General features: G+C 36.2%; 22 protein-coding genes. 5 read left to right on the forward strand and 17 right to left on the reverse strand.

Going from position 1 to position 22480, the window contains the following annotated elements:
- Positions 1–5: 5 nt before the first annotated feature.
- The 5 genes from NBX25_RS07995 to NBX25_RS08015 form a co-directional block, all read right to left on the reverse strand.
- Positions 6–1103 (reverse strand): DUF2931 family protein, encoded by a 1098-nt coding sequence (locus NBX25_RS07995; protein WP_250253384.1) that lies wholly within the window; start codon positions 1101–1103, stop codon positions 6–8.
- Between the two features lie 57 nt (positions 1104–1160).
- Positions 1161–3020 (reverse strand): type VI secretion system Vgr family protein, encoded by a 1860-nt coding sequence (locus NBX25_RS08000; protein ID WP_250253385.1) that lies wholly within the window; start codon positions 3018–3020, stop codon positions 1161–1163.
- Between the two features lie 249 nt (positions 3021–3269).
- Positions 3270–3677 (reverse strand): type VI secretion system tube protein TssD, encoded by a 408-nt coding sequence (tssD, locus tag NBX25_RS08005; protein ID WP_123859528.1) that lies wholly within the window; start codon positions 3675–3677, stop codon positions 3270–3272.
- A gap of 211 nt (positions 3678–3888) precedes the next feature.
- On the reverse strand, positions 3889–4584 hold the full coding sequence (locus NBX25_RS08010; protein ID WP_123859527.1) for a VIT1/CCC1 transporter family protein: 696 nt from the start codon (positions 4582–4584) through the stop codon (positions 3889–3891).
- Positions 4585–4728: 144 nt separating this feature from the next.
- Positions 4729–5475, reverse strand: coding sequence for a polysaccharide deacetylase family protein (locus NBX25_RS08015; RefSeq protein ID WP_250253386.1), 747 nt, complete (start codon positions 5473–5475; stop codon positions 4729–4731).
- Between the two features lie 199 nt (positions 5476–5674).
- On the opposite strand from NBX25_RS08015, the gene lgt reads away from it, so the two are divergent.
- Entirely contained in the window at positions 5675–6511 is an 837-nt protein-coding gene (gene lgt / locus NBX25_RS08020) for a prolipoprotein diacylglyceryl transferase (RefSeq protein ID WP_250253387.1), read from the forward strand.
- Between the two features lie 74 nt (positions 6512–6585).
- On the opposite strand, the gene NBX25_RS08025 is transcribed toward lgt, so the two are convergent.
- Positions 6586–7341 carry an SDR family oxidoreductase gene (locus NBX25_RS08025; RefSeq protein WP_123859524.1) on the reverse strand — a complete coding sequence of 252 codons (756 nt, stop codon included), beginning with the start codon at positions 7339–7341 and terminating at the stop codon, positions 6586–6588.
- Positions 7342–8055: 714 nt separating this feature from the next.
- Between NBX25_RS08025 and NBX25_RS08030 the strand changes: the two genes are divergently transcribed.
- Positions 8056–8478: a cold shock domain-containing protein gene (locus NBX25_RS08030; protein WP_047420468.1), complete on the forward strand. Its 423-nt coding sequence runs from the start codon at positions 8056–8058 to the stop codon at positions 8476–8478.
- 188 nt (positions 8479–8666) lie between these two features.
- On the opposite strand, the gene NBX25_RS24875 is transcribed toward NBX25_RS08030, so the two are convergent.
- The 8 genes from NBX25_RS24875 to queG form a co-directional block, all read right to left on the reverse strand.
- Positions 8667–8762: a bacteriocin-like protein gene (locus NBX25_RS24875; protein ID WP_502799744.1), complete on the reverse strand. Its 96-nt coding sequence runs from the start codon at positions 8760–8762 to the stop codon at positions 8667–8669.
- Positions 8763–8933: 171 nt separating this feature from the next.
- Entirely contained in the window at positions 8934–10376 is a 1443-nt protein-coding gene (locus tag NBX25_RS08035; protein ID WP_250253388.1) for a TolC family protein, read from the reverse strand.
- Positions 10357–13479 (reverse strand): efflux RND transporter permease subunit, encoded by a 3123-nt coding sequence (locus NBX25_RS08040; protein ID WP_123908554.1) that lies wholly within the window; start codon positions 13477–13479, stop codon positions 10357–10359. Before NBX25_RS08040 ends, NBX25_RS08035 begins: the two co-directional genes overlap by 20 nt.
- Before the next feature lie 28 nt (positions 13480–13507).
- On the reverse strand, positions 13508–14548 hold the full coding sequence (locus tag NBX25_RS08045; protein WP_250253389.1) for an efflux RND transporter periplasmic adaptor subunit: 1041 nt from the start codon (positions 14546–14548) through the stop codon (positions 13508–13510).
- Between the two features lie 107 nt (positions 14549–14655).
- A complete protein-coding gene (locus NBX25_RS08050) occupies positions 14656–14988 on the reverse strand; it encodes a hypothetical protein (protein ID WP_123908556.1) in 333 nt (110 codons plus the stop codon).
- 349 nt (positions 14989–15337) lie between these two features.
- The gene (locus NBX25_RS08055) at positions 15338–15790 is read right to left on the reverse strand and encodes an SRPBCC family protein (protein WP_123908557.1); all 453 of its coding nucleotides are present in this window, start codon (positions 15788–15790) and stop codon (positions 15338–15340) included.
- Between the two features lie 66 nt (positions 15791–15856).
- Positions 15857–16540, reverse strand: coding sequence for a TIGR02117 family protein (locus NBX25_RS08060; protein ID WP_123908558.1), 684 nt, complete (start codon positions 16538–16540; stop codon positions 15857–15859).
- A 359-nt stretch (positions 16541–16899) separates the two neighbouring features.
- Complete coding sequence (gene queG / locus NBX25_RS08065) at positions 16900–17838, reverse strand: tRNA epoxyqueuosine(34) reductase QueG (protein ID WP_250253403.1); 939 nt, start codon at positions 17836–17838, stop codon at positions 16900–16902.
- A 170-nt stretch (positions 17839–18008) separates the two neighbouring features.
- On the opposite strand from queG, the gene NBX25_RS08070 reads away from it, so the two are divergent.
- Together NBX25_RS08070 and NBX25_RS08075 are read left to right on the forward strand one after the other, a co-directional pair.
- Positions 18009–18308, forward strand: coding sequence for a rhodanese-like domain-containing protein (locus NBX25_RS08070; protein WP_123859517.1), 300 nt, complete (start codon positions 18009–18011; stop codon positions 18306–18308).
- Positions 18309–18335: 27 nt separating this feature from the next.
- Complete coding sequence (locus NBX25_RS08075; RefSeq protein WP_250253390.1) at positions 18336–18953, forward strand: HD domain-containing protein; 618 nt, start codon at positions 18336–18338, stop codon at positions 18951–18953.
- Positions 18954–19414: 461 nt separating this feature from the next.
- On the opposite strand, the gene NBX25_RS08080 is transcribed toward NBX25_RS08075, so the two are convergent.
- Positions 19415–20188 (reverse strand): alpha/beta fold hydrolase, encoded by a 774-nt coding sequence (locus tag NBX25_RS08080; RefSeq protein ID WP_123908560.1) that lies wholly within the window; start codon positions 20186–20188, stop codon positions 19415–19417.
- A gap of 189 nt (positions 20189–20377) precedes the next feature.
- Here NBX25_RS08080 and NBX25_RS08085 point away from each other — a divergent pair, with 189 nt between their 5' ends.
- On the forward strand, positions 20378–20839 hold the full coding sequence (locus NBX25_RS08085; protein WP_123859514.1) for an Lrp/AsnC family transcriptional regulator: 462 nt from the start codon (positions 20378–20380) through the stop codon (positions 20837–20839).
- Positions 20840–20872: 33 nt separating this feature from the next.
- Here the strand turns inward: NBX25_RS08085 and NBX25_RS08090 are convergent, their stop codons facing one another.
- Positions 20873–21862 (reverse strand): NAD(P)H-dependent flavin oxidoreductase, encoded by a 990-nt coding sequence (locus NBX25_RS08090; protein WP_228412857.1) that lies wholly within the window; start codon positions 21860–21862, stop codon positions 20873–20875.
- Positions 21863–21938: 76 nt separating this feature from the next.
- Positions 21939–22436 (reverse strand): hypothetical protein, encoded by a 498-nt coding sequence (locus NBX25_RS08095; RefSeq protein WP_250253391.1) that lies wholly within the window; start codon positions 22434–22436, stop codon positions 21939–21941.
- Between the last annotated feature and the right edge of the window lie 44 nt (positions 22437–22480).

Genomic DNA, 22480 nt, shown 5'->3' on the forward strand with positions numbered 1-22480 from the left:
ATCCTTTATTTCTTTCTGGATTTAAACATTTCCAGGTTTTCTGTCTTAATAAAAGCTTCTTTTCCATTTTCGCCTTTCAGCATCACTGTAAAAAAGCTGTACGATTCATTTATTTTAATCACCAGACTGGCTTTCGTAGATTTCGGATTATTTCCGAATACTTTTGAAAACGCTTCAAAAGCAGACTTTTCATTAAGTTTACAACCAGCACCATATCTGCTATTCTCAGCATCCATTACAGAAAAGGAAAAAGATAGTGGCATTGCCTTTAGTCCTTCATCTCCAAGAGGTTTTTTAGCCGAATCCAACTGATCCATCTCACCGTTGATCATAGCTATACCAACATCTGTCAAAGGATTAAGCTGTCCTTTCTCAGGAAGTTCAAAAACAGGTTTCCAATCATACCGAATCCTGTAAGAATCCCATAAGCCAAAAGGAATAGGCTTTTCTTTGTTTTCCTGTTGTACTTTCAGGGGAACTATTTTTTCACTAGTATGAACCTCCTTTAAGTAATCGTCTCTGAAAAAGCGATTCTGATGGCTGTCCAGCTTTGCAATTTCTGATTCAGGAATGGTTACTTTTTTCCCAAGATACCTTCCTATTTCTTTCTGAACGCCTACCCCAGCTACCCATACCACAATTACTCCACCGGGAGCCATTCCTATAGCTATTTTATTATAGTTTAAATGCTTAACATTTCCGCTTCCATTGCTGGCTTTAATATCATATCCTTTACTGAAATATTCTTTTATTTTATGAGTATCTATTGGAGAATCTATCATATAAAACTGATTTTCCATATACGACATCCAGGTAAAATCAAGGCGGGTAGGGATGCCTTTAAAACTATTTCCCATTCCATTATTGATGGTTCCCCAGGTATTTCCTCCCGGTGATAGGCCAATGTCTAGTCCTACCCATTCTCCACCTTCACATTCTATCCCTCCTTTATATACTTCCATCGGATATCCCAGAGGAGCAGAAGTTCCTTCAGTCCATTCATATTTTGTCATAGTTTCAGTTTTTTTAGGAGCTTTTTTTTCCTGACACGACATCTGGGTAAAAAATAAAAAGCTTAAGAGATATTTTAATATTCTATTCATTATCAATACATTCTAATCTTCAAGAGTAAACTCCATGAAACTTATTTTCATGTGTTTTTATCCTTTATTTACTTTAGCATCAATTTTACCCAACATTTTAGCAATTCCTGAACTCTGCAACAGGATGTCGCCATTCTTTGCCTTATGCGTAGTGGTGGATGTTGTTTCTTTCAAATCACCCGTTACATTAATGGTTTTATTTTCATTAATGGTCTGTTTATAATTCCTTGAAGTAAACTTATGGTTATTGGTAATATTAATGGCGTTATCATTTCCTACCGTGGTCTTCATATCCTGTCCAACATTGATGGTAAGGTTTTCCCCTGCATTGAATGTCATATTCTTTGGAGCTGTCACGATGATATTTCCTTTTCCATCCATGAAATAATTATTTCCACTAGGATCAATAATGGTAACACTTCCTTCAGCATCATTCATCAAAACCCGGATTCCACTTCTTGTCTGTATGGATTTTAAGTGATTATCCACACCACCTCCCACAGCTGTTCCTCCATGGAACATTCCGCCCATTACAAACGGACGGTCCGGATGATTGTGTACAAAACCTACCATTACCTGATCTCCTACTTCAGGAATGGCTACATATCCTCTGTTTTGAGTGATCTGATCTGTTCCTCCGGCATCGGGAGCCATCATTCTTATAAAATTGGTAGTATCATTCAGCTGCCAATCGAATCTTACGGTAACTCTTCCCTGCCCCAGCGGATCTGTATTGGATATAACTGTTGCGATCTGAGGTTCTGCAATGGGAACTGTAAAATCCGGAGTCGGAATATACCCTGTATCTGAAGCAATCGCCTCAAACCTTCCTTTATAGCGCCCCAGTGTATCTACTTCATGAATCACTTCTGTGACCATCAGTTTGGTAAAATAAGAGGTTTGATTACTGTCGGTTTTCCGCATTTTGATGTCCGCAACACATCCCGGATGTAAAAACGGAATGGTAGTCCCTCCTGAAACGGTAAAAACATCAACCGCTCTGCTTCCGGCAGTACTGGTTTGAGAAATCACCACGTCCATATCGGTGGCTGCCTTTATAGGAGCAACCTGCAATGATGGAGTTTTAAAGATTTTATCGTTATTCTGATAGGCTGTTTTTGCCAGATTCCCTACATGTTTAATGGGAGTTTCTCCTGAAATAAGCTTCGTATTGGAACTGCTGTTATATCCATAAAAACGAGGTTTGATATGAACAGCTTTCATTTCTACATTAATATCAGAAACATTGCTTCCATAGATGAGTTCTACAGCTTTATTTTGAGGCGGCATATTTCCGAAATGAAGGATTTCACCGTCATAAAAGAATTGCTCCCCATAAGCTTCTGCCATTCTGCAAAGATAATTGTAGTGGGTCTCGTTGTATTGGGAACTGTAAAGAATCTGAGCAGATGCTTTAGCATTCACTTTTACATCAAATTTACTATTTTCGATTCCTTGTTTTATAACGTCGGTAGCAATAATTCCCATATTGACAGGCTGGTCACCCCCAAAACTTTGGGTATGAGGAGCAGCATCCAAAAGAATGGTAGGACTATATCCTTTCAGGACAATATTTCCAAGACTGTGATTTTCCTGACTGAATCCTACTTTTGTAATAACCCCTACAAAAGTTCTTTCAGGGCTTCCTTCTACATCTTTATATTTAAAAACTACAGTCAAACGTTTTCCTAAAAACTGCTGAGCTTCTTCCAGATCATGGTTTTGTACCCCATCTAAGGTATCATGTGCCAATGTCAGTTCAAAATTATGGTGTTTCTTTACACTCTGCTGTAAGCGGAAGTGTTTGAAATGTTTGAGTATTTTGCCTTCAATCACGATATCCAGCTTCACCACACGGTTGATTCCAGGAATATGATTCTCCGAAATCTTTTCGGAATTCGAGGTATTTTTATTCATATTAATGCAAGGTGTTTGACAGGCTTTTATTTTCAGAAAAAAAATCTAAAAAATAATATCCTTTCTATAAAATTATAAATTTTTTACAATATAAAATCCACTTTTACCCGATTTATTTTAACAATTACAGAAAACTGATAAGAGTATTTTTCTGGATTCTGACTTATTCATCAGAGCCAAAAAAACAGAACAGTATCTATTGTACCATTCTGTTTTATATGTACTTGATTTTTTTAAGTGACCAGGTTCTTACGCGCTAGGCCAAGCTCCATGATAAGCAGAGTTCCCCAGATCAATCTGTTCTGCACTTACAACAAAAGTAATATACATACTGTTTTCGTCTACTGCATCGAAGTCTACTTCGTGCTGAATCACGTATCCATTTTGCCACTTTAATGTTGTTAATGTTCCTTCTTCGTGAGATTTATTGAAGGTAATTTCTCCTACAGTTGGCTTGTACTTTCCGTTCAGCAAGCTTTCAAGAATGTCTGATTTTTCTGTTGCTTCCACTGTAATTTTGATAAGAGCGTTAGAAGGATCTGATGCTACACGTCCTGAAACGTCTGTAGATCTTGATACGCTGTAGTTAAGCTTTAATAATTTTTGTCCTTCTCCGTTGTTGAATTTTAAAATTCCTCTTGAATTTCTTTCTGCCATGATTGTAAATTTTAATCGTTAATACTGTGTGATTTGTTGTTTTATATCACCAAATATAGATCTAATTGCAATAGCAAAATACAAATTGATAAGAAATTTCAAAAAGTGTAGTAATACTACGACTAACACTTGTTAGGTTTAATATAATCTGATAATCACACACTTACTAATCTAAACTTTCTCTGACACTGTACTGTAAACTCATACTGAATTAAGATATATTCACCCCGAAAAGATGTCCCACCAAAGCAGTAATTCCCATAGCTACCGTACCCCAGAAGCAGATTCTCAATACTGCTATTTTAATACTGGAACCTCCTGCTCTGGCTGAAATTGCCCCTAGAAGCATCAGAAATATAATAGAAAAACCATATTGAAAATATACCATCTGCTTGATAGGAGCTAAAAGAGAAACGGTAAATGGTAATAATGCTCCTACTGCAAATGATCCGAATGAAGCGATTGCTGCCTGTAAAGGTTTTGCCTGAGTAATTTCATTGATTCCAAGTTCATCACGGGCATGCGCTTCCAATGCATTATGCTCTGTAAGTTCAATAGCAACCTGCATTGCTGTTTCTTTCGTACATCCTCTTCTTTCATAGACCTTAGCCAATTCCCGAAGTTCTACTTCCGGCATTTCTTCAAGTTCCCTTTGCTCCCGGATCAGATCTGCCTTTTCAGTATCTTCCTGTGAGCTTACAGAAACGTATTCTCCAGCAGCCATAGACATTGCTCCTGCAATCATTCCTGCCAAAGCAGCCAAGATAATGATATGCCGCTCAGGTTCTGCTGCTGCCACACCAATGACAATACTTGTAGTAGATAGCAGTCCGTCATTAGCTCCCAAAACAGCTGCCCGAAGCCAGCCCACTCTATTTACATAGTGCTTTTCCAGTTGATGATGCATACAATAATCTGTGTGTTGGTGTTGGTGTTATTTTAAATATAAGTCTGGAATCGAAAGATATATAACTTTAAAATCATCTTCTTTCCAAACTTAGTTTAAAGTTATAAAATGTTTATTCAAGAATGATTTTAAATTACATGACTTTTATTGGGGATAAAACCTCATCTGTTCAAAGCTATAATTGGAATTTGCCCTTAGAAGATCTATTAATTCTTTTAATTCTGATTCTTCCCAGCTTTTTTGAAACATTTCATCATGAATCAGCATCACCACATTATTCTTAGTAAATGTTTTATCAGAACTACAGAGTTTTTGAACAGAAGTATACATATCGTTGACAGTTTGAATGGGTGTTCCGTCAGCAGGACGATGTTGCCATTCAACATCCCAGCCTACTACTTTATACCCCATTGCAGCCAGTTGATCTGCAGTCTGTATTCCATTGGTGATATCATTTTTTGACTTTCCGCCTAATCTCCAGATATTTCTTCCGGGAAGACGGACGATCTTATAGGGCAGCTTCAATAAACTCTGATTATACACGATGTCCTGTACTGATTTGTCTACATTATTATAAAACGCCTCATAATGATCGTTGGCATGAGTAAAACTGTGATTATATTCATCAATGTAGGGATTCTGATCGTAATACTTGGCATAAGTATCCATCTGTTTATCCTTAATCACATGTTCTCCCACCATAAAAACACTGATCTTAATTTTTTCCTTTAGAATAATATCATTGATATTTTCACTTCCGTTAAGTGGGCCATCATCGAATGTTAGGTAGATATAGCATTTATTGAGTGACTGAGGCATCGTTTTTTGGGAATATAAAGTATTACTCAATAATAAAAGTGAACCAGCAAGGAAAACAACTAGTTTATTCATACAAATCAGTTTATTACAAATATAATAAGGATCATGGAATAAAAACCATAGATTTTGTATGCATTACACCTTCCCGCTAGGCAACATAAATTACCATTAAAAACCTATAAATCAAACATAAAGATTCCAAAACCCCATCTATTTATAGAAAAATCCTATTTTCTTATCTTTGCAAACGTAAAATCCGATAACAATATCAATGAGTTTATTATATATCAACTGGGATGTCAATCCTGAGATCGTCAATATTTTAGGTGTTTCTATTAAATACTATGGCCTGTTATTTCTTTCAGGACTTGTTTTATGCTTTAATATTGTAAAAAGCATTTATAAAAAAGAAAATCTAAGCGCACAGGCACACGATGCCTTATTTTCATATGCACTTATCGGAATATTAGTGGGTGCCAGATTGGGACACTGTCTCTTTTATGATTTTGATTATTATTCCCAGCATCCGTTAGAAATCTTCTTACCGATCCAGAGAGGTCCGGATGGAGCTTATCACTTTACCGGTTATGCAGGGCTTGCAAGTCACGGTGGTGGAATTGGGTTGATGATTATGCTGCTGATCTATGCCAGAAAGTTTAAAATCCCATTAATGACTGTTTTGGATGCCATCGCTATTGTTCTTCCGCTGGCAGGTGTTTTTATCAGACTTGCCAACCTTATGAACTCTGAAATCATCGGGACTCCTACCAATGTTCCATGGGCTTTTATATTCCATCAGGTAGATAACCTTCCAAGACATCCTGCTCAGTTGTATGAGGCGATTTCATATCTTATTATTTTCCTTATTGTTTATCTTATTTATAAGAAAGATATCTTTAAAATCGGAAAAGGTTTTTATTTCGGGATCAGTATTCTTTTAATCTTTATTATGAGAATCCTGATTGAGTTTATAAAAGTAGACCAGGTAGAATTTGAACATGGAATGAGCTTAAATATGGGGCAGCTTTTAAGTATTCCTTTTGTGCTTCTGGGACTTTTCTTCATTATCAAAAGTGTATTGGAAAAAGGAAAGATGAAAACTTTATAGTCTTTCTTCCTCAAATCATAAAAAACTCACTGAAAGTTGTTTTCAGTGAGTTTCTTTTTTTAATAAGTTTCAGTTTATCTTGTTGTATACCCCCCATTGGCAAAGATTGTCTGCCCTGTAATCCACCATCCGTCAGTGACCAGAAATTCTACTAATGGAGCAATGTCCTTAATATTGGTAAGTCCACCCAATGCAGAGGCTGATTTGTGATAAGCAACGGCATCATCTGTTTCCTGCCCGTAGAAGAAAGGAGTATCCATCGGGCCTGGCGCTACAGCCGTTACAGAAATTCCTCTGGCTCCAAATTCTTTAGAAGCAGCCCTTGTAAAATGCTCTACCGGAGCTTTTGCGCCTGCATATGTGGAATAAAGCCCGGTATATGCAGCCAGTAATGAAGTCACAATGGTACAAATCTTACCGTGGTCATTTATTTTTTTACCAGCTTCCTGTAAAAAGAAATAGGCTGATTTTGAATTCACATTGAACATAGTATCATACTCTGCTTCCGTAGTTTCTGAAAACGGTTTTTTCAATACCATTCCTACGGTGTTAATCGCAATATCCACTCCGCCAAAACGGGAAATGGTTTCGTCAAAAAACTTTGCAATATTATCTACTTTGGTAAGGTCCCCCTGAAACAGAAATGCTTCAGCACCCAATGCCTGAACTTCAGCCAGTGTTTTTTCACTTTCAGCTCTTGAACTCTCACTGTTATAATGGATTGCCAGTTTCGCTCCTTTTGCCGCAAAATCTCTACTCAATAATCCGCCCAGGTTTTTACCTCCTCCGGCTATTAAAACAACTTTTCCGTTGACATCTTGTGTTGACATTATTTTTAATTTTTAATGGTTGATGAAACAAAGTTGGACAATATCATCGGTCTCAACATGGTGAAATTTTCGGGAATTCATCAAAATTTCAGATTGGCTCAATTGAGAGCTTAAAAATCCTGTAAAATATTTAAAATTTATATAAACATATTTTTTCTCAATATCCTATTATCTGCCAGACAGATAGAGTTTGCATCCTGTTTTAGATATTAAACAAACGCTTAACTTTTCCTGATAAAGTGAGTTTTAGGCACAGCATTTGATACCTTCCCACCCGTATTAACACACACCATTTCATTTTTAATATATTTTTTTAAATCCTCAGCTTACTGAGGATTTTTTTGTGAAAATCACTCAATACTTCTTTATTCCTCTGTAAATAAGGAGATCCGGGCTGGTTTCTATAAAATCCATTTCTGATAATCAATCATTTAAAAACAGTTTTATTCATTTTATTGTTGTATATTTGCATATTATTAACCAAAGTCACTACTTTGTTTTCTGTAACGACTTAGAATATATATATTCAGTCTTTGCTTTTTGAGCAGCCATATTTTTAACTTTTATTCTTCTACCCAGAACAATACTTGTCGGAATTTTAAAGCTCTGTATGATTAGGGAAACCCAGAACAGGAAACATCGACGGGCTTTAAGGTCTAAGGCAGACCAGAGTGAACAATACAATTTATAGAAACTAAATACTAAAAATAATTTATGGCAGATTCTTTTTCTAAAAAGGAAAATTTCAAGAAAAAAATTCAAAAGCAAAAAGAAAAGGCGCTAAGACGCGAAGAACGTAAAACGAACAACAACAAAGGAGCGGAGGACGTATTCATGTATGTAGATGAATTCGGAAGATTAACTTCTACTCCACCAGAACAAAGACAGGAAGTAAACCTTGATGATATTCAATTAGGGGCTGCTCCTATTATTGAGGAAGATCCAAGAAAAACAGGGATCGTTACCTTCCTTAGTGAAAAAGGATATGGTTTCATTACTGAAGATAATTCTAAAGAAAATATCTTCTTCCACAATAATAACTGTGTAGAACCGGTAAAGAAAGGAAACAAAGTTTCTTTTGAAAAGGAGAAATCTCCAAAAGGATTTTCTGCAGTTGAAATCCAGATTGTCAAATAAGATCAATACATACTGCATTATATTGCAGCTATGTTTTTAAACTATACAAAAAGAGACCGTCTTACAGACGGTCTCTTTTTTTATTAAAATTGAGCCTGCTTCAATATTTTGCAGGAATTAGATTCTTACACAAACACATTGACAACCATCTGAAAATTCAGGATCACAATATTCTATGCTGTAACATCTTAATTGTGTTTTAGGTCCACATTTCGGATAATCCATAATTCCCCCCCCTGTATTGCTTTTAGTTGTTCTCTTGATACTTTTTTCAAATTTTTCATAATTAAATAGTTTTAATGATGTTATAAATATAATAATATTCCAATAACAGAGAATTATTTATCAAAATCAAAAGAAGCTGCCTCGCACGGAGACAGCCTCTTTCTTCATCGTAAAATAAAAATGGTCGGTTTACAAAACCGAAAAAGCTATGGTTTTAAACTATAGAATTTCTAATTCAGTTTTCCTCCTAAAGCTTTAAACAGCAGAACATTATTTCTGGTATTCTGATGCTGAAACTGTAAAAGGTCCAGTTCTGCGGTCAATTTACTTTTCTGAGAATTAATCAGTTCAAAATAATTGGCATATCCTGTGAGATACAGATCATTGGAAACCTCTACACCCCGATCAAGAAAACCAACCTCTTCAGATTTTAATTTTAAAACCTTCTCATAAATCCTGGTTTGTTTCAAAATAGACTGAAGTTCATTAAATGCGGTGGTAATACTCTTCTGATAATTTAAAAAAGCAATCTCCTGCTCCTTGTTGGCTACTTTAAACTCATATTTCAACTGGCCTTTATTAAAAACAGGAACCATTAATCCACCCAACAGCTGTCCTGCCAATGAACTTGGTTTGAAAAGCGTTTCCACAGAAAAAGAATTCATCCCGATTCCGGCTCCAAGGTCAATTTTCGGATAGAATGCAGCTCTTGCCGCCTTTGCATCTGCCTGAGAAGCCTCCAATACATAATAATTAGCAGCCACATCCGGTCTCGAATGGATGACCGCTTCTACATTAATGGTTTTGTTTAAAACATCCATATTGGTTGGCATAAGCACTTTACCACGCTTTACCTCTCCACCATAACTTCCCGTCAAAGTGGTAATTGCCTGTTCAACAGTAACGATCTCCACTTTGATATGTTCGATTTCTGCCAGCCAGTTGTTATTCTGTGCTTTGAACTGTTGTACGGCAAGCTCGGTAGCTTTTCCCACTTCACGCTGTGCCAGGACAATTTCAAAAGCTCTCTGCTGAAGGTTATAATTCTTCTGATAAATAGCCAAGCGGTTGTCTAAAGTTACCAACTGATAATACAGGTTCGCAATATCCGTGAAAAGTTCTACCTGAAGTAATCGCAGCCCTTCCGTAGAAGCCAGATATTTCTTTTGAGCAGCAATTTTTTTATTTTTCAGTTTACCCCAGGCATCAATTTCCCAGCTGCTCCTTGCTCCCAACCAATAATTAGGCGTAAAATCACGGTTGATTTTCTGCTCTTCTGTAATATTGGGGGAAAGATTGGTATCATAATTCCCCACACCTTCCATGGTATATTTTCCATAGCGATTACCGCTAGCTTCCGCTCCTACTTCAAGAGAAGGCAAAAGATCCATTTTTGATCTTTGCAGGAAACTATTAGCGATTTCCACTCTTTGTTGTGCAATCTGAAAATCAGGATTGGCCTGCACCACTTTATTAAAAAGCTCTAATAAATGAGCATCCGTGAAATAAGCTTTCAGATCAAGCTGCTGAAACTCTCCCGAATTGATCGTTTTAGCAGGTATTTCCGGCAGTGTCTGAGCCTTTTTGATATCAGCAACCTTTGGAACAGCACATGAAACTAAGCTTAATGCAGCTATTCCGCACAATATATGTCTATGATTTAATCTTTTCATCTTTCTTCTTATTTTCAAGTTTCGCAAAGAATATATATAGTCCCGGAATTACAACCAATCCGAAAATGGTTCCGATAAGCATTCCTCCTGCCGCAGCAGTACCAATGGAACGGTTACCGATTGCTCCAGCTCCAGATGCGATACACAATGGAATAAGCCCGGCCACAAAGGCAAAGGAAGTCATCAAGATAGGTCTCAGACGTTGTCTTGCTCCTTCAATTGCAGCTGGAACAATATCATATCCCTGCTTATTTCTGGCTACCGCAAATTCTACAATCAGAATGGCATTTTTAGCCAAAAGTCCGATCAGCATGACCAGCGCAACCTGTGCATAAATATTATTATCCAACCCTGCCAGTACCAAAGCGATATAGGATCCGAAGATTCCTGTCGGAAGGCTTAATAATACAGGTAACGGAAGAAGGAAACTCTCATATTGGGCTGCTAACAAAAGATAGACGAACAACAGGCAGATGAGGAATATATATACAGTTTGATTCCCCGATAAGATCTCTTCTCTCGTCATCCCCGACCATTCAATATCGAAACCTCTTGGAAGTACTTCTTTGGCTACACGTTCTACCGCTGCAATAGCATCACCGGAACTGTAACCCTCTGCAGGCTCTCCGTTAATCATGGCGGACATATACATATTATACCTTGTCAGTACTTCAGGACCATATACTTTTTCAATCGTGATAAATGTTGAAAAGGGAACCATTTCTCCTTTATCATTCTTCAGATATAAATTCAGGATACTTTCAGGAGTATCTCTGTGCTCCGGACTTGCCTGAACCATCACTTTATACATCTGACTGAAACGGATAAAATTGGTAGCATAATAGGATCCCAACATGGTTTGTAAGGTTGACATTGCATTGTCTACAGACACACCCTTTTTCGCTGCCATATCATAATCCACATTAATCATATATTGCGGGAAAGTGGCATCAAAACTAGTAAAGTTGTTCTGTAGCTCAGGCGCTTCATTCAGCTTTTTGACAAAATCTTTAGTGATCTTATCGGTATTTTCAATGGTTCCTCCTGTTCTATCCAGCAAACGCAATTCAAAACCACTGGTATTTCCGAATCCAGGAACAGTAGGGGGAGCAAAGATCTCAATCTGGGCATCAGCAATTCCTTTTGTCTTTTCTGAAAGTTCAGCAATCAGATCATTCACAGAAATGGATCTTTCTTTCCAATCTTTAAGGTTAATCATGGCCATTCCGTAAGATGAACCTGCGATTTCTGTAACAATACTGTATCCTGCAAGGGTTGTTACGTTTTCTACCCCTTTTATTTTCTTGGCAATAACCGTTACTTCATCCAATACCTTTTCCGTTCTTTCTACGGTGGCTCCCTGTGGAGTAGTTACACTTACATATACCATTCCCTGGTCTTCCATGGGAATAAATCCGGTTGGAAGGAATTTACTCGTTACAAAAGTTAACCCTATAAACAGGAATAACAACCCAAAAGTAACGGTAGTTCTTGTCGCAAATTTTGATAAAATCCCTACGTAGCCATTAGTCAATCTTTCAAAGCCTGTGTTGAAACTTTGAAAAGCCCTATCAATAATTGTTTTCTTTTTATTGTGATCGTGAGGTTTCAAAATAATCGCACACAATGCCGGAGTAAGCGTTAATGCATTCACCCCTGAAATAACAATACTGATCGCCAGTGTTAATGAAAACTGACGGTAAAATACTCCTACCGGACCATCCAGAAACGCCACAGGAATAAATACGGCAGACATTACAATGGTGATCGCCACTACTGCTCCTGCAATTTCCTTGGTAGCACTGATGGTAGCATCCATAGCGTTCATCCCTTCTTCCATTTTTACATGGACGGCTTCCACGACGACAATGGCATTATCCACCACAATTCCAATAGCCAATACCAAAGCGAATAATGTCAACAGGTTTACTGAGAAATCCATCATATTCATAAAGGCAAAGGTTCCAATCAATGCTACCGGAACCGCCAATACCGGAATTAACGTTGAACGCCAGTCCTGAAGGAAAATAAATACTACAATTCCTACAAGAATAAAAGCTTCGATAAGGGTTGTTAATACTGCACTGATAGAAGCATCAAGGAATCTGGAAACATCATAAGCCATATTAAATTCCATTCCGGGAGGGAATGAAGTGCCTTTTAATTCTTCCATTTTAGCTTTTACGCTTTCAATTACTTCTGATGCATTGGACCCTGGACGCTGCTTCATCATAATGGATGCAGAAGGTCTTCCGTCTGTTTTGGAAACCATTCCGTAGTTCATTGCCCCGAATTCTACCTTAGCAATATCCTTAAGCTTTAAAATTGTTCCGTCTACATCGGATCTGATCGGAACTTCTTCGTATTGCTTAGGCTCAAAGAATTTCCCTTTATATTTGATTACATACTGAAGCTGACTGGAAGTTTTTCCTGAAGTTTCTCCTACTTTTCCGGGTGCTGCTGAAATATTCTGTTTTTGCAATGAAGTAATCACTTCATCAGCAGAAATATTATAGGCTGCCATCTTCTGCGGATCAAGCCATACCCTCATGGAATATTCTTTCTGTCCCATGATCTCTGCACGTCCTACTCCGTCAATACGTTTCAGTTCCTGAAGAACATTAATATCCGTAAAGTTGTAAATGAATTGCTCATCCTGACTAGGATCTGTACTCGTAATGTTGAGGTACATCAGCATACTGTTTACTTCTTTTTCAGTAGTTACCCCGGCACGAATTACCTCTTCAGGAAGCTCATCAAGGATGGTTGTTACCCTGTTCTGAACGTTTACTGCCGCCACATCAGGATCTGTTCCTACTTCAAAGAACACCTGGATCAGGGTAAGCCCATCATTGGACGTTACCGTTGACATATACGTCATTCCCGGAACTCCGTTGATGGCACGTTCCAATGGAAGAGCAACCGCATTAGCGGAAACTTCAGCATTAGCCCCTGTATATTTTGCTGTTACCGTTACTGAAGGTGGTACAATATCCGGAAACTGGGTAATCGGCATCTTTAATAAGGCCATAATTCCCAGTAATACAAATAATATGGAAATAACCAACGAAAGAACCTTTCGTCTTATAAACATCTCTACCATAATAAGTTGATTTAAAGATTATGAAAGGTTAATACTTCTTTTTGATTTTAATAATATCACCATCCTTTAGGGACTGAGTACCTTCATAAATGATTAAATCTCCTTTTTTAAGACCACTTTCCACCATATAAGAATCTCTCAGTGTGCTTCCGATCTTAATGTTTGTCATTTTCACCTTATTCTGTTTATCCACTACAAAAACATAGGTTTTATCCTGAATGGAGAATGTAGATTTCTGCGGAATCAAAATGGCATTATCCTGATTTTCGGAAATAATCAATTTTCCTGAAGTACCGTGCTTAATCAAGCGGTCAGGGTTCGGGAAAAGGACTTTATAACGGATAGATCCAGTAGTTCTGTCGATTTCTCCTTCCGCTGTCTTTAAGGCTCCATTAAACTGATAATTTACACCGTTTGGCAGGGTTAATTCAATCTTTTGATGGTTTCCAATCTTGTCATTGGCCAAAAGCTCAAAATAAAGATTTTCCGGGATTGAAAAGTAAGCGTAGACCTCATTAAGTTGGGATAATGTTGTCAGTAAAGTTCCATTTTCCACCAAGCTTCCATCTTTATGAGGAATCACGTCTATTACTCCATCAAAAGGTGCTGTAATCTTTGTAAAACTGATCTTCTGAAGTACCGCTCTTTTTTCTGCATCAGCAAAAGCATGCTTAGCCTGAGCGGATGAAAGCTTAGCCTTTACCAATTCCAGTTCATTATTAGCCACAAACTTTTTAGCGTGAAGGCTCTGAATCTGTTTCAGCTCCACTTCCGCAATACGGACATCAGCCTGGGTTTGTTTCAAAGCAGCATTAGCCTTTAAAAGTTCCATCTGTAGCTCGGCATCATTAATTTTGAACAAAGGCTGCCCCTGATGAACAAATTGCCCTTCATTAACATAAATATGCTGAATAATTCCACCAATCCTGGAACGCATCTCCACATTTTTTTTAGCCTGAATATCCGTTACAAACTGATTGCTTACCAAGGTATCTTTTTCCTTGATTTCCAGTATAGGAACTTCTTTTTCTTTTTGGTTATTTTTTTTCTTGTCTTTATTGCATGACACTGCGAATAATATTGCAAAGCTGCAAATTATTACATTTTTAAAATACATTTCTGAATGTTTAGGTTATAAAATTTTCGTTAAAATAAATTGAAATTCAATAACTTAAACTAGTATAATTGGAGGAGATGGAGAAAAGACTTTACTCCACAGATAATGGAGACTGCAATATCAGGAAGTATGATTTTTGGAGCAACTTTTAAAGCTGCTGAAAAATCTCCAACTGCAGAATCATCCTTGCGTAGGGAATGCTTTACAATTTTAGACGCTGCAGGCAATGCATGCGTATTCATATCTGCTTCTTCGTAAACATCCAGCAAATGGATATTGTTTACATGTGGAAGGTGAGGAATATTCTGTAATGATTTTTCTGCCCAATTCGAATTGAAAAGGGAAAAAACCAATATGATATAAAAATAGAAAAGTGACCTCAGACCTGCCATGTCAATCAGAATACTTAGTTTTTTAGTAAAAACGATAGTGCTGCAAAAATAAGAAATTTTGATGGAGTTACTGTCTTTTAACTGTTAAAAAAACTTAAACAATGCTGATAAAATCACATTTTTCTTAGGATGAGTAAGGTTTTCTGAGGAAGATAGCAAAGCATAAAGTCGTGAAAAAGATTCTTCTTTCATTACAATAACAAAGACCTTGTTGATTTCTTTAATCTCGCGGATTAAGCTGATATGGCAGATAATAAATCTTTAAAAACCTGCAAGATCTGTGGGATCTGCGAGAAATCATATTTCTTCCCTTGTCAGAAGGACAAACTATATACAATAACTGAACTCTTTAAAACAGTCTGCTTAAAACTCTGAACCGATAATCAAAGATATATTCCAGTTTCTTTTTCACAAATAAGGAATGGGCAATTTCGCCTAAGAATCCCATAGGAAGTTCATAATCTATAGAATCTCTCATCATTACTCCTTCATCATTGGGAATAAACTCATGGTGATGATTCCATAATTTGTAGGGACCCTTTTTTTGGAAATCTATGAAGCTTTTCTGAAAATCCACATGGGTAATTTCGGTCTGCCATTTCATCTTAATCCCAAATAATGGGGAAACATAGTAATCAATGAGCATTCCTTCATATATTTCATCATCTTTCATTTCTGTCAATACCGTAAACCCCATATCTTTCGGAGTAATTTCTGAAAGGTTATTGGCTGAGGAAAAGAATTTCCAGGCAGTTTCTACATCACAGTTTAGCTGTTGTTCACGGAAAAGCTTATGTTTCATTTTATTTCTTCTTAATTATCTCTTTCTATAAAGCCATAGCACAAAACAAAAAAAGAGGTTTCACGCTTATTTATAATGCTGGAAGATTCCAAAATCTGATGGTGTCCAAAGTGCTGCTTTCTGTCCTGCAGCCTTCAATGCATTATTGCTCCAGGTGTTGCAGGTATAAAGGAAACTGTATGTTCCTCTGGCATCATAAAATGCATCATTATCACCATACACTGCATTGGTAGGAATCAACATGAATTTTCCGTTCTGATCTCTATCGAATTTATCTTCTACAAATTTGATTAAATTTTGATATTGGCTTCTGCTAATCATAATCATCTTACAATCTTCACCTTCTTTCATTGCATAATAGTAAGTACAATGCATGGCTGAATCGCTTAGCCAAAAAGCTGCTTTCACAGCTGTTGAAAACTTCAGGTCAGCCCAGGTTGGAGTATCCAGATAAAAGCCTTTATCTCCCCATCCTATTCCAATATATTGATAATCTGTTTTCTTAGATTTTGTATTTGCAAAAGGAATCATCAAGCTCCAATCTTTCAGATCGTTCTTTACAGGCATTACAATATCGGTATGAACACCGTTGGTATAGATATAGATGGGAATATCTTTCTTTTCACCATCATCTTTGGCAGAAACCGGAATGAACGGGATCAGTAGTCCCAGGAGAACATAAACAATTACAATTCCCAGAATCACTCCAAGGATTTTCAACGTGTATATTAATATGGTTTTCACAGTCATGTTTTTGAATAAAATTTAATATATAATTTTTCGTAAAAGTATTTGTTTTAATCGAAAAATTGGCTATATTTAATTACGAAATATTCACAAATATGCGTAAAAATACCAAATCCCAAAAAAGATTTAAAGTAAGAGTAAAAACTGCTCCAAAAAGAATACAAAAAAAACGTTGATTTTCGGTGAGATTTAATCTCCTGAAGGTCAATTTTTCTTTTTAGGAAAGACTTTTTAGCCAGTTTATTCAATTAAATCTAAACCTCTTTAGCTTTTAAAATCTAAGGAATGGTCGGTTGTCAGCTTTTGTTTGGAACTTTAACAATTTCCAACACAGGAATCGTCACCAAATAGGTAAGCAAAATTTAATCTGAAGACCGCTCTAAAAATTCAATATTTCTCTTCAAACCTGCGAATTTGGTTCTTTTCACAGGTGATTTTTTGAAGATCTCGGAGAAAATTTCCTGAGTAATTTCTTTCCATTCTCCTTTTTTGAAGTTCTTCAGGGCTTCATTGGGTTTGAATCTGCTTTGCTGATGAGGAGCTGCAAAACGATTCCAGGGACAAACATCCTGACAGATATCACAACCAAACATCCAGTCTTCCATTTTATTTTTGAAATGATCCGGAATGTCATTTTTCAATTCTATGGTAGCATAGGAAATGCATTTGCTTCCATCAATAATTTTTTCAGAAACAATGGCATCTGTAGGACAAGCATCAATACATTTTCTGCAAGTTCCGCAATGATCTGTGGTTTCATGATCTGCTATAAGTTCCAGATCACAAATGATCTCAGCCAGGAAATAGAAAGATCCGTTTTGTTTGGTAATCAGATTCGCATTTTTCCCTACCCAGCCAATTCCTGATTTTCTGGCCCAGCTTCTCTCCAATACCGGTGCTGAATCTACAAAGGCTCTGAATCCGAATTCTCCGATTTCTTCTTGCAGTTCAGCCACCATTTCACGAAGAATCTCTTTAATAACTTCATGATAATCTTCAGCGTAGGCGTATTTTGATATTTTAAAGTTCTCCAGCATGGAGATTTTTTCTTCAGGAAAATAATTATAAGAAAGTGAAATAACGGATTTAGAACCTTCTACCAGCAGTCTTGGATCGAGCCTTTTATCGAAATGATTTTCCATATATTTCATTTCCCCATTACAGTTGTTTTTCAACCATTTTTCAAGGTGTCCGGCGTCTTCTTCCAGAAAATCTGCTTTAGATATGCCACAACCCTGAAAGCCAAAACGTTTAGCCTTGGTTTTTATCAGTTCGGAATATTTTTCAGCACCAGCGTTCATTAATTTCACACTGCAAAATTAAGATTATTTTATCAATCTTTAGTTTTGTCCGTCTTCATCACTTTCTTCTGAATGCAACATCCTTTCTTAAATTTATAGTTTCATTAAGATTTTTTTCAAAAAAAAAATACGTAATTTCGTCTATAATTTAATGTTTAAAACAAACAACTATGTCTTTAATAGAAGTAATACAATCTGGAAACTATGAATTGATCGACGTTCGTGAGCCTATGGAGCTTGAAATGGACGGAAATATAGATGGTGCCAAAAATATTCCACTGGGTGAAGTAGAAGACAGACAGGACGAGATCCTTTCTATTGAAAAGCCGGTAATTTTATTCTGCAGAAGTGGAAACAGAAGCGGAAAAGCATTGGAATACCTAAGCGCTCAAGGATTAAAGGACGGTTATAACGGCGGAGGCTGGGCTGAGCTGAAAGCTGTTCTTGAAGCAAACAGAGGAACTTTTTAAAAGTTCCTTTTTTTATACCTATTCACCATGAATCTAAAAGATCAATTTGAACAGCTTTGTTTACTTTTCACTGATGACCCAGACTTAATCAGCAACTTATGGAAAGAGATTGAAACTCAATACGCTGAAAAAAACAGGCATTATCACAATCTTCTTCATCTTGAAAATATGTTCAGGGAACTTGGCAGTGTAAAAAGTGATCTTTCTGATTTCAATGGAGTTTCTTTTTCTATTTTCTATCATGATATTATCTATAATGTTACCTCTAAATCCAATGAGGAAAAAAGTGCTCTGAAAGCCGCGGAAAGACTTTCCGAACTTGGTTTACATCAAAATAATATAAAAATTATTTCTGACCAGATCCTGGCTACCCAATTTCATGAGAGATCAGAAAATAAAGACACCAATTATCTTTTAGATACTGACCTTTCCATCCTTGGGAAAGATTTTGAAGTCTATATGGAGTATGCCCGTAAAATTCGAAAAGAATATTCTATTTATCCTGATCTTCTTTATAAACCAGGCAGAAAAAAAGTGCTTACTCATTTTCTGGAACTCGACAGTATTTTTAAGACAGATTATTTTAAGGAAAAGTATGAGATACAGGCAAGATCAAATATTGCTGCTGAAATCCAATTATTATAGTTTTTAGAAACAAAAAAGAGATGCAAATTTGCATCTCTTCACACATTCAGATCAAACAAAATATTTAATGATTTGCATCATTAATTTTCTCAACCACTAAATCTTATTTTCAAAAATAGAAAATATTATATCCCTTAGAAGAGATATTTATTGCGTATTTGTTGTAATTTTCAGGCTGGAGAGGTACTGAGATATTAGTTAATGTCATTCATTCTTTGAATTAAATATTAAAAAATTATTTAAGCTTGTTTTAGAAATAAAGAAATAATTTAATTCGTCTCAAATCAAATTTTACAATAAGGAGGATCTTTACGAAAAACATGCATACATATTGTACAAATCAAAGCCAATATGCAGATTTAGCAATACATAAAATCTATGTTCCCCTTAGTTTGTAAAAAGAAAAAGCGATCTCAAATTGAGATAGCTTAATGTATTTATTTTGCTAAATTTATTTAGGGCTAAGAGTTATTCCCGATAAATTCTATAGCTTTTTCCAATACCAGCTCCGGAGCTTCTTTGTGTGGCGTATGTCCAATACCAGGAATAATGTATTTCTCAGCACTCCCACTTACCTGGGTAACGGTCTTATCAACCTGATCCAAAGTTCCATATTCATCATTTTCTCCCTGAATGAACAGAAGCGGGCAGGTGATATCTTTCAAAAGATATTCGATATTCCAGGATCTGTAATCATCACGGGTCCATGTTTCTGTCCAGGCTCTGAATAACATGTCTACTTTATCAGCATGGTATTTCTGCAGACGTTCAGGCAAATTTGTGGTCTTATAAGCTTCCCAGGCATCATAAACGCCTTTTAAGGTTACTTCTTCTACAAAGATATGTCCGGCTTCACAAATTACAGCTTCTACCCTTTCCGGATATTTTGCAGCTGTGATTAAAGCAATAGTTCCTCCATCGCTGTGTCCAAATAAAATTGAATTGTTGATATTAAGCTCTACTAAAAGGTCGTTTAATAGATCAGCTTCCAATTCCATATAATTTACTGGTCTTATATGAGTAGGCATTGGATAAGATTTCCCATATCCTAAACGGTCATAGACAAGGACATTACATTGGGTTTCTTCTGAAAGCTTAGCGGGTAAATCCCTCCAAAGTTGTACAGACCCCAACGAGTCATGTAAAAAAACAAGAGTGGGTTTATTTTCAAATGAATTATTATATTCTACGTAAAGGGCTTTATCTCCAATATTTACTATTTTATTCTCAACCATTTTCTTTAAGGCTTTAAAAATTGAAATTCCAAAAACAACAACGATTTAAATCCGGACAAAAATATAAAACGCTAAAATAAATACGAAATTTAAAAAGTAAATATGTAAAAAATCCCATTATAAAAACATAAAACCAGACAATGTTCAAAAATAAATTTAATTTTTATACTTTTATAGGAAAAAGTCCACATGGAAAAATTAGGGAAACAGGAATTGGAACTACTAAGAGTTCTTCAGAAAAGTTCAAGATTCGACATTACAGATCTTACAGAGAAACTTAACATGTCCCGGACATCCATATATGACAAAATAAAAAAGCTGGAAAACGAAGGATATATCACTAATTATGTTGCATTAATTGATCCTAAGAAAGTAGGATTAAATTTTACAGTAATCATAACGGTGTCTCTTAACAGCCAGCAAATAGAATATGTGGAAGAATTTTCAAAGAAAATAGCAACTCTTGATGAAGTGGTAGAAGCATATGTGACAGGAGGTATCTTTGACTACATATTAAAAGTCATTGTACAAAGTCCTGAAGCTTTCAGTGATTTTATTGCTACGAAATTATCTGTTATTCCCCATATTAGTAAAATAAAAAGCTCATTTGTGATGAGCAATATCAAGCAATCTACTGAACTTCATTTCTAATAAAAAAAGAATCCTTATAAGGATTCTTTAATATTATAGTGTTGGCATTTTAATCTCATCAAATTCTTTTAACAGATGATTGAAAACCGTTTCCACCGGAAGAATATCATCAATCAAAGCTGAAACCTGCCCTATTTCAAGTTCACCATCTTCCATGTCACCTTCAAACATTCCACGTTTTGCTCTGGCTCTTCCTAATGAAGCAACTAATGCCTCTTTATTTCTTCCCGCCTGATAAATATCTTCCAGTTCATTGAAGAATTTATTTTTAACCATTCTTACCGGAGCTAATTCTTTTAGAGTAAGATGGGTATCTCCTTCCTGAAGTTCTGTAATTTTCTTTTTCCAATTTTCATGAGCACTTGCCTCTGTAGTAGCAGCGAAACGGGAACCAATCTGTACTCCGTCTGCCCCAAGAATCATTGCTGCTTTCATTTGGGAGCCTAAAGCAATTCCTCCAGCTGCAATTAATGGTTTTGAGATATGTTTTTTTACGTTAGGAATAAGGCAGAATGTGGTAGTTTCATCTCTTCCGTTGTGTCCTCCGGCTTCAAAACCTTCAGCAACTATTGCATCTACTCCGGCATCTTCACATTTTACTGCAAATTTGGTAGAAGATACTACGTGAGCGACTTTGATGCCTTCTTTCTGTAAAGTTTCCGTATAAGTTTTGGGGTTTCCTGCTGACGTAAAAACAATCTTCACTCCTTCTTCAAGAATAATTTGAATAATTTCTTCAATATTGGGATACAGCATTGGAACATTTACTCCAAAAGGTTTATTGGTAGCCTGTTTGCATTTCTGGATATTTTCTCTGAGGATATCAGGATACATGCTTCCTGCTCCAATTAATCCCAATCCTCCACAGTTGGAAACCGCTGATGCCAGCTTCCATCCGGAATGCCAGATCATCCCTGCCTGTATAATCGGATATTTGATATTAAAAAGTTCTGAAATTCTATTTTGACTGGCCTGCATATCATGTAGCTTTTTTGCCGCGTTGAAATCTATAAAATTGCCCATGCTGTAAAAATACTAAAAACAACCATTATCAGATCCTTCCATCAATTAAAAATATATTTAAAAAGGCTAAATATTATTATTTTTTATACTGCTCTAAAACCTCATCAATAATAAAGCTTATATTCAGAAAGTGTTGAACCAGCTCATGAATATTTTCCTGCATATTATTCGGCTTAAAGCTAACCCAACCCTGCATCAGAGTAAGTGGACCAAATTTTAGGCTTATATTGGGCCAGCCTTTTTGATATTTCGAAAATTCATTTCTAAAATCCTGAGCAAAATCTCTGCTGGCTATTTTATGGTTTTTAAATTCCCTAAGTTTTAAAGCATGAATATTGTAGTATAATTTCTCTTCTTGCAAAGCCTTATCATTAACCCAGACTGAAAAAAAAATTCTCCCGGCGGAGTCTAATGGAGCCTTCTGATCTGCTGCCCATTCCGGTTTATAAACTTTTAATGCAACAGATTCTAAAACAACTTCTATTGATACTTTCAAACCTAAACTTTCAAATTTTTCTTTAGAAATCTTTGCTATAGCTGAATGAAATTGTTTTGTATAAAAAGTATAATCCATCTCCTATTTTTTATAAAGATATTAAATACTAAGATTCAGATGTA

Source organism: Chryseobacterium sp. Marseille-Q3244, from assembly GCF_940807095.1.
In the GTDB taxonomy this organism is placed as follows: Bacteria; Bacteroidota; Bacteroidia; order Flavobacteriales; family Weeksellaceae; genus Chryseobacterium.

What these genes read in the sequence shown, in the direction of transcription:
- NBX25_RS08055 (WP_123908557.1), bottom strand. Translation starts at nt 15,790, where the DNA reads ATGAAACATAAGCTTTTCCGTGAACAACAGCTAAACTGTGATGTAGAA.
- NBX25_RS08025 (WP_123859524.1), bottom strand. Translation starts at nt 7,341, where the DNA reads ATGTCAACACAAGATGTCAACGGAAAAGTTGTTTTAATAGCCGGAGGA.
- NBX25_RS08060 (WP_123908558.1), bottom strand. Translation starts at nt 16,540, where the DNA reads ATGACTGTGAAAACCATATTAATATACACGTTGAAAATCCTTGGAGTG.
- NBX25_RS08015 (WP_250253386.1), bottom strand. Translation starts at nt 5,475, where the DNA reads ATGAATAAACTAGTTGTTTTCCTTGCTGGTTCACTTTTATTATTGAGT.
- lgt (WP_250253387.1), top strand. Translation starts at nt 5,675, where the DNA reads ATGAGTTTATTATATATCAACTGGGATGTCAATCCTGAGATCGTCAAT.
- NBX25_RS08070 (WP_123859517.1), top strand. Translation starts at nt 18,009, where the DNA reads ATGTCTTTAATAGAAGTAATACAATCTGGAAACTATGAATTGATCGAC.
- NBX25_RS08090 (WP_228412857.1), bottom strand. Translation starts at nt 21,862, where the DNA reads ATGGGCAATTTTATAGATTTCAACGCGGCAAAAAAGCTACATGATATG.
- NBX25_RS08035 (WP_250253388.1), bottom strand. Translation starts at nt 10,376, where the DNA reads ATGAAAAGATTAAATCATAGACATATATTGTGCGGAATAGCTGCATTA.
- NBX25_RS08085 (WP_123859514.1), top strand. Translation starts at nt 20,378, where the DNA reads ATGGAAAAATTAGGGAAACAGGAATTGGAACTACTAAGAGTTCTTCAG.
- NBX25_RS07995 (WP_250253384.1), bottom strand. Translation starts at nt 1,103, where the DNA reads ATGAATAGAATATTAAAATATCTCTTAAGCTTTTTATTTTTTACCCAG.
- NBX25_RS24875 (WP_502799744.1), bottom strand. Translation starts at nt 8,762, where the DNA reads ATGAAAAATTTGAAAAAAGTATCAAGAGAACAACTAAAAGCAATACAG.
- NBX25_RS08030 (WP_047420468.1), top strand. Translation starts at nt 8,056, where the DNA reads ATGGCAGATTCTTTTTCTAAAAAGGAAAATTTCAAGAAAAAAATTCAA.
- NBX25_RS08000 (WP_250253385.1), bottom strand. Translation starts at nt 3,020, where the DNA reads ATGAATAAAAATACCTCGAATTCCGAAAAGATTTCGGAGAATCATATT.
- queG (WP_250253403.1), bottom strand. Translation starts at nt 17,838, where the DNA reads ATGAACGCTGGTGCTGAAAAATATTCCGAACTGATAAAAACCAAGGCT.
- NBX25_RS08075 (WP_250253390.1), top strand. Translation starts at nt 18,336, where the DNA reads ATGAATCTAAAAGATCAATTTGAACAGCTTTGTTTACTTTTCACTGAT.
- NBX25_RS08095 (WP_250253391.1), bottom strand. Translation starts at nt 22,436, where the DNA reads ATGGATTATACTTTTTATACAAAACAATTTCATTCAGCTATAGCAAAG.
- NBX25_RS08040 (WP_123908554.1), bottom strand. Translation starts at nt 13,479, where the DNA reads ATGGTAGAGATGTTTATAAGACGAAAGGTTCTTTCGTTGGTTATTTCC.
- NBX25_RS08080 (WP_123908560.1), bottom strand. Translation starts at nt 20,188, where the DNA reads ATGGTTGAGAATAAAATAGTAAATATTGGAGATAAAGCCCTTTACGTA.
- NBX25_RS08010 (WP_123859527.1), bottom strand. Translation starts at nt 4,584, where the DNA reads ATGCATCATCAACTGGAAAAGCACTATGTAAATAGAGTGGGCTGGCTT.
- tssD (WP_123859528.1), bottom strand. Translation starts at nt 3,677, where the DNA reads ATGGCAGAAAGAAATTCAAGAGGAATTTTAAAATTCAACAACGGAGAA.
- NBX25_RS08050 (WP_123908556.1), bottom strand. Translation starts at nt 14,988, where the DNA reads ATGGCAGGTCTGAGGTCACTTTTCTATTTTTATATCATATTGGTTTTT.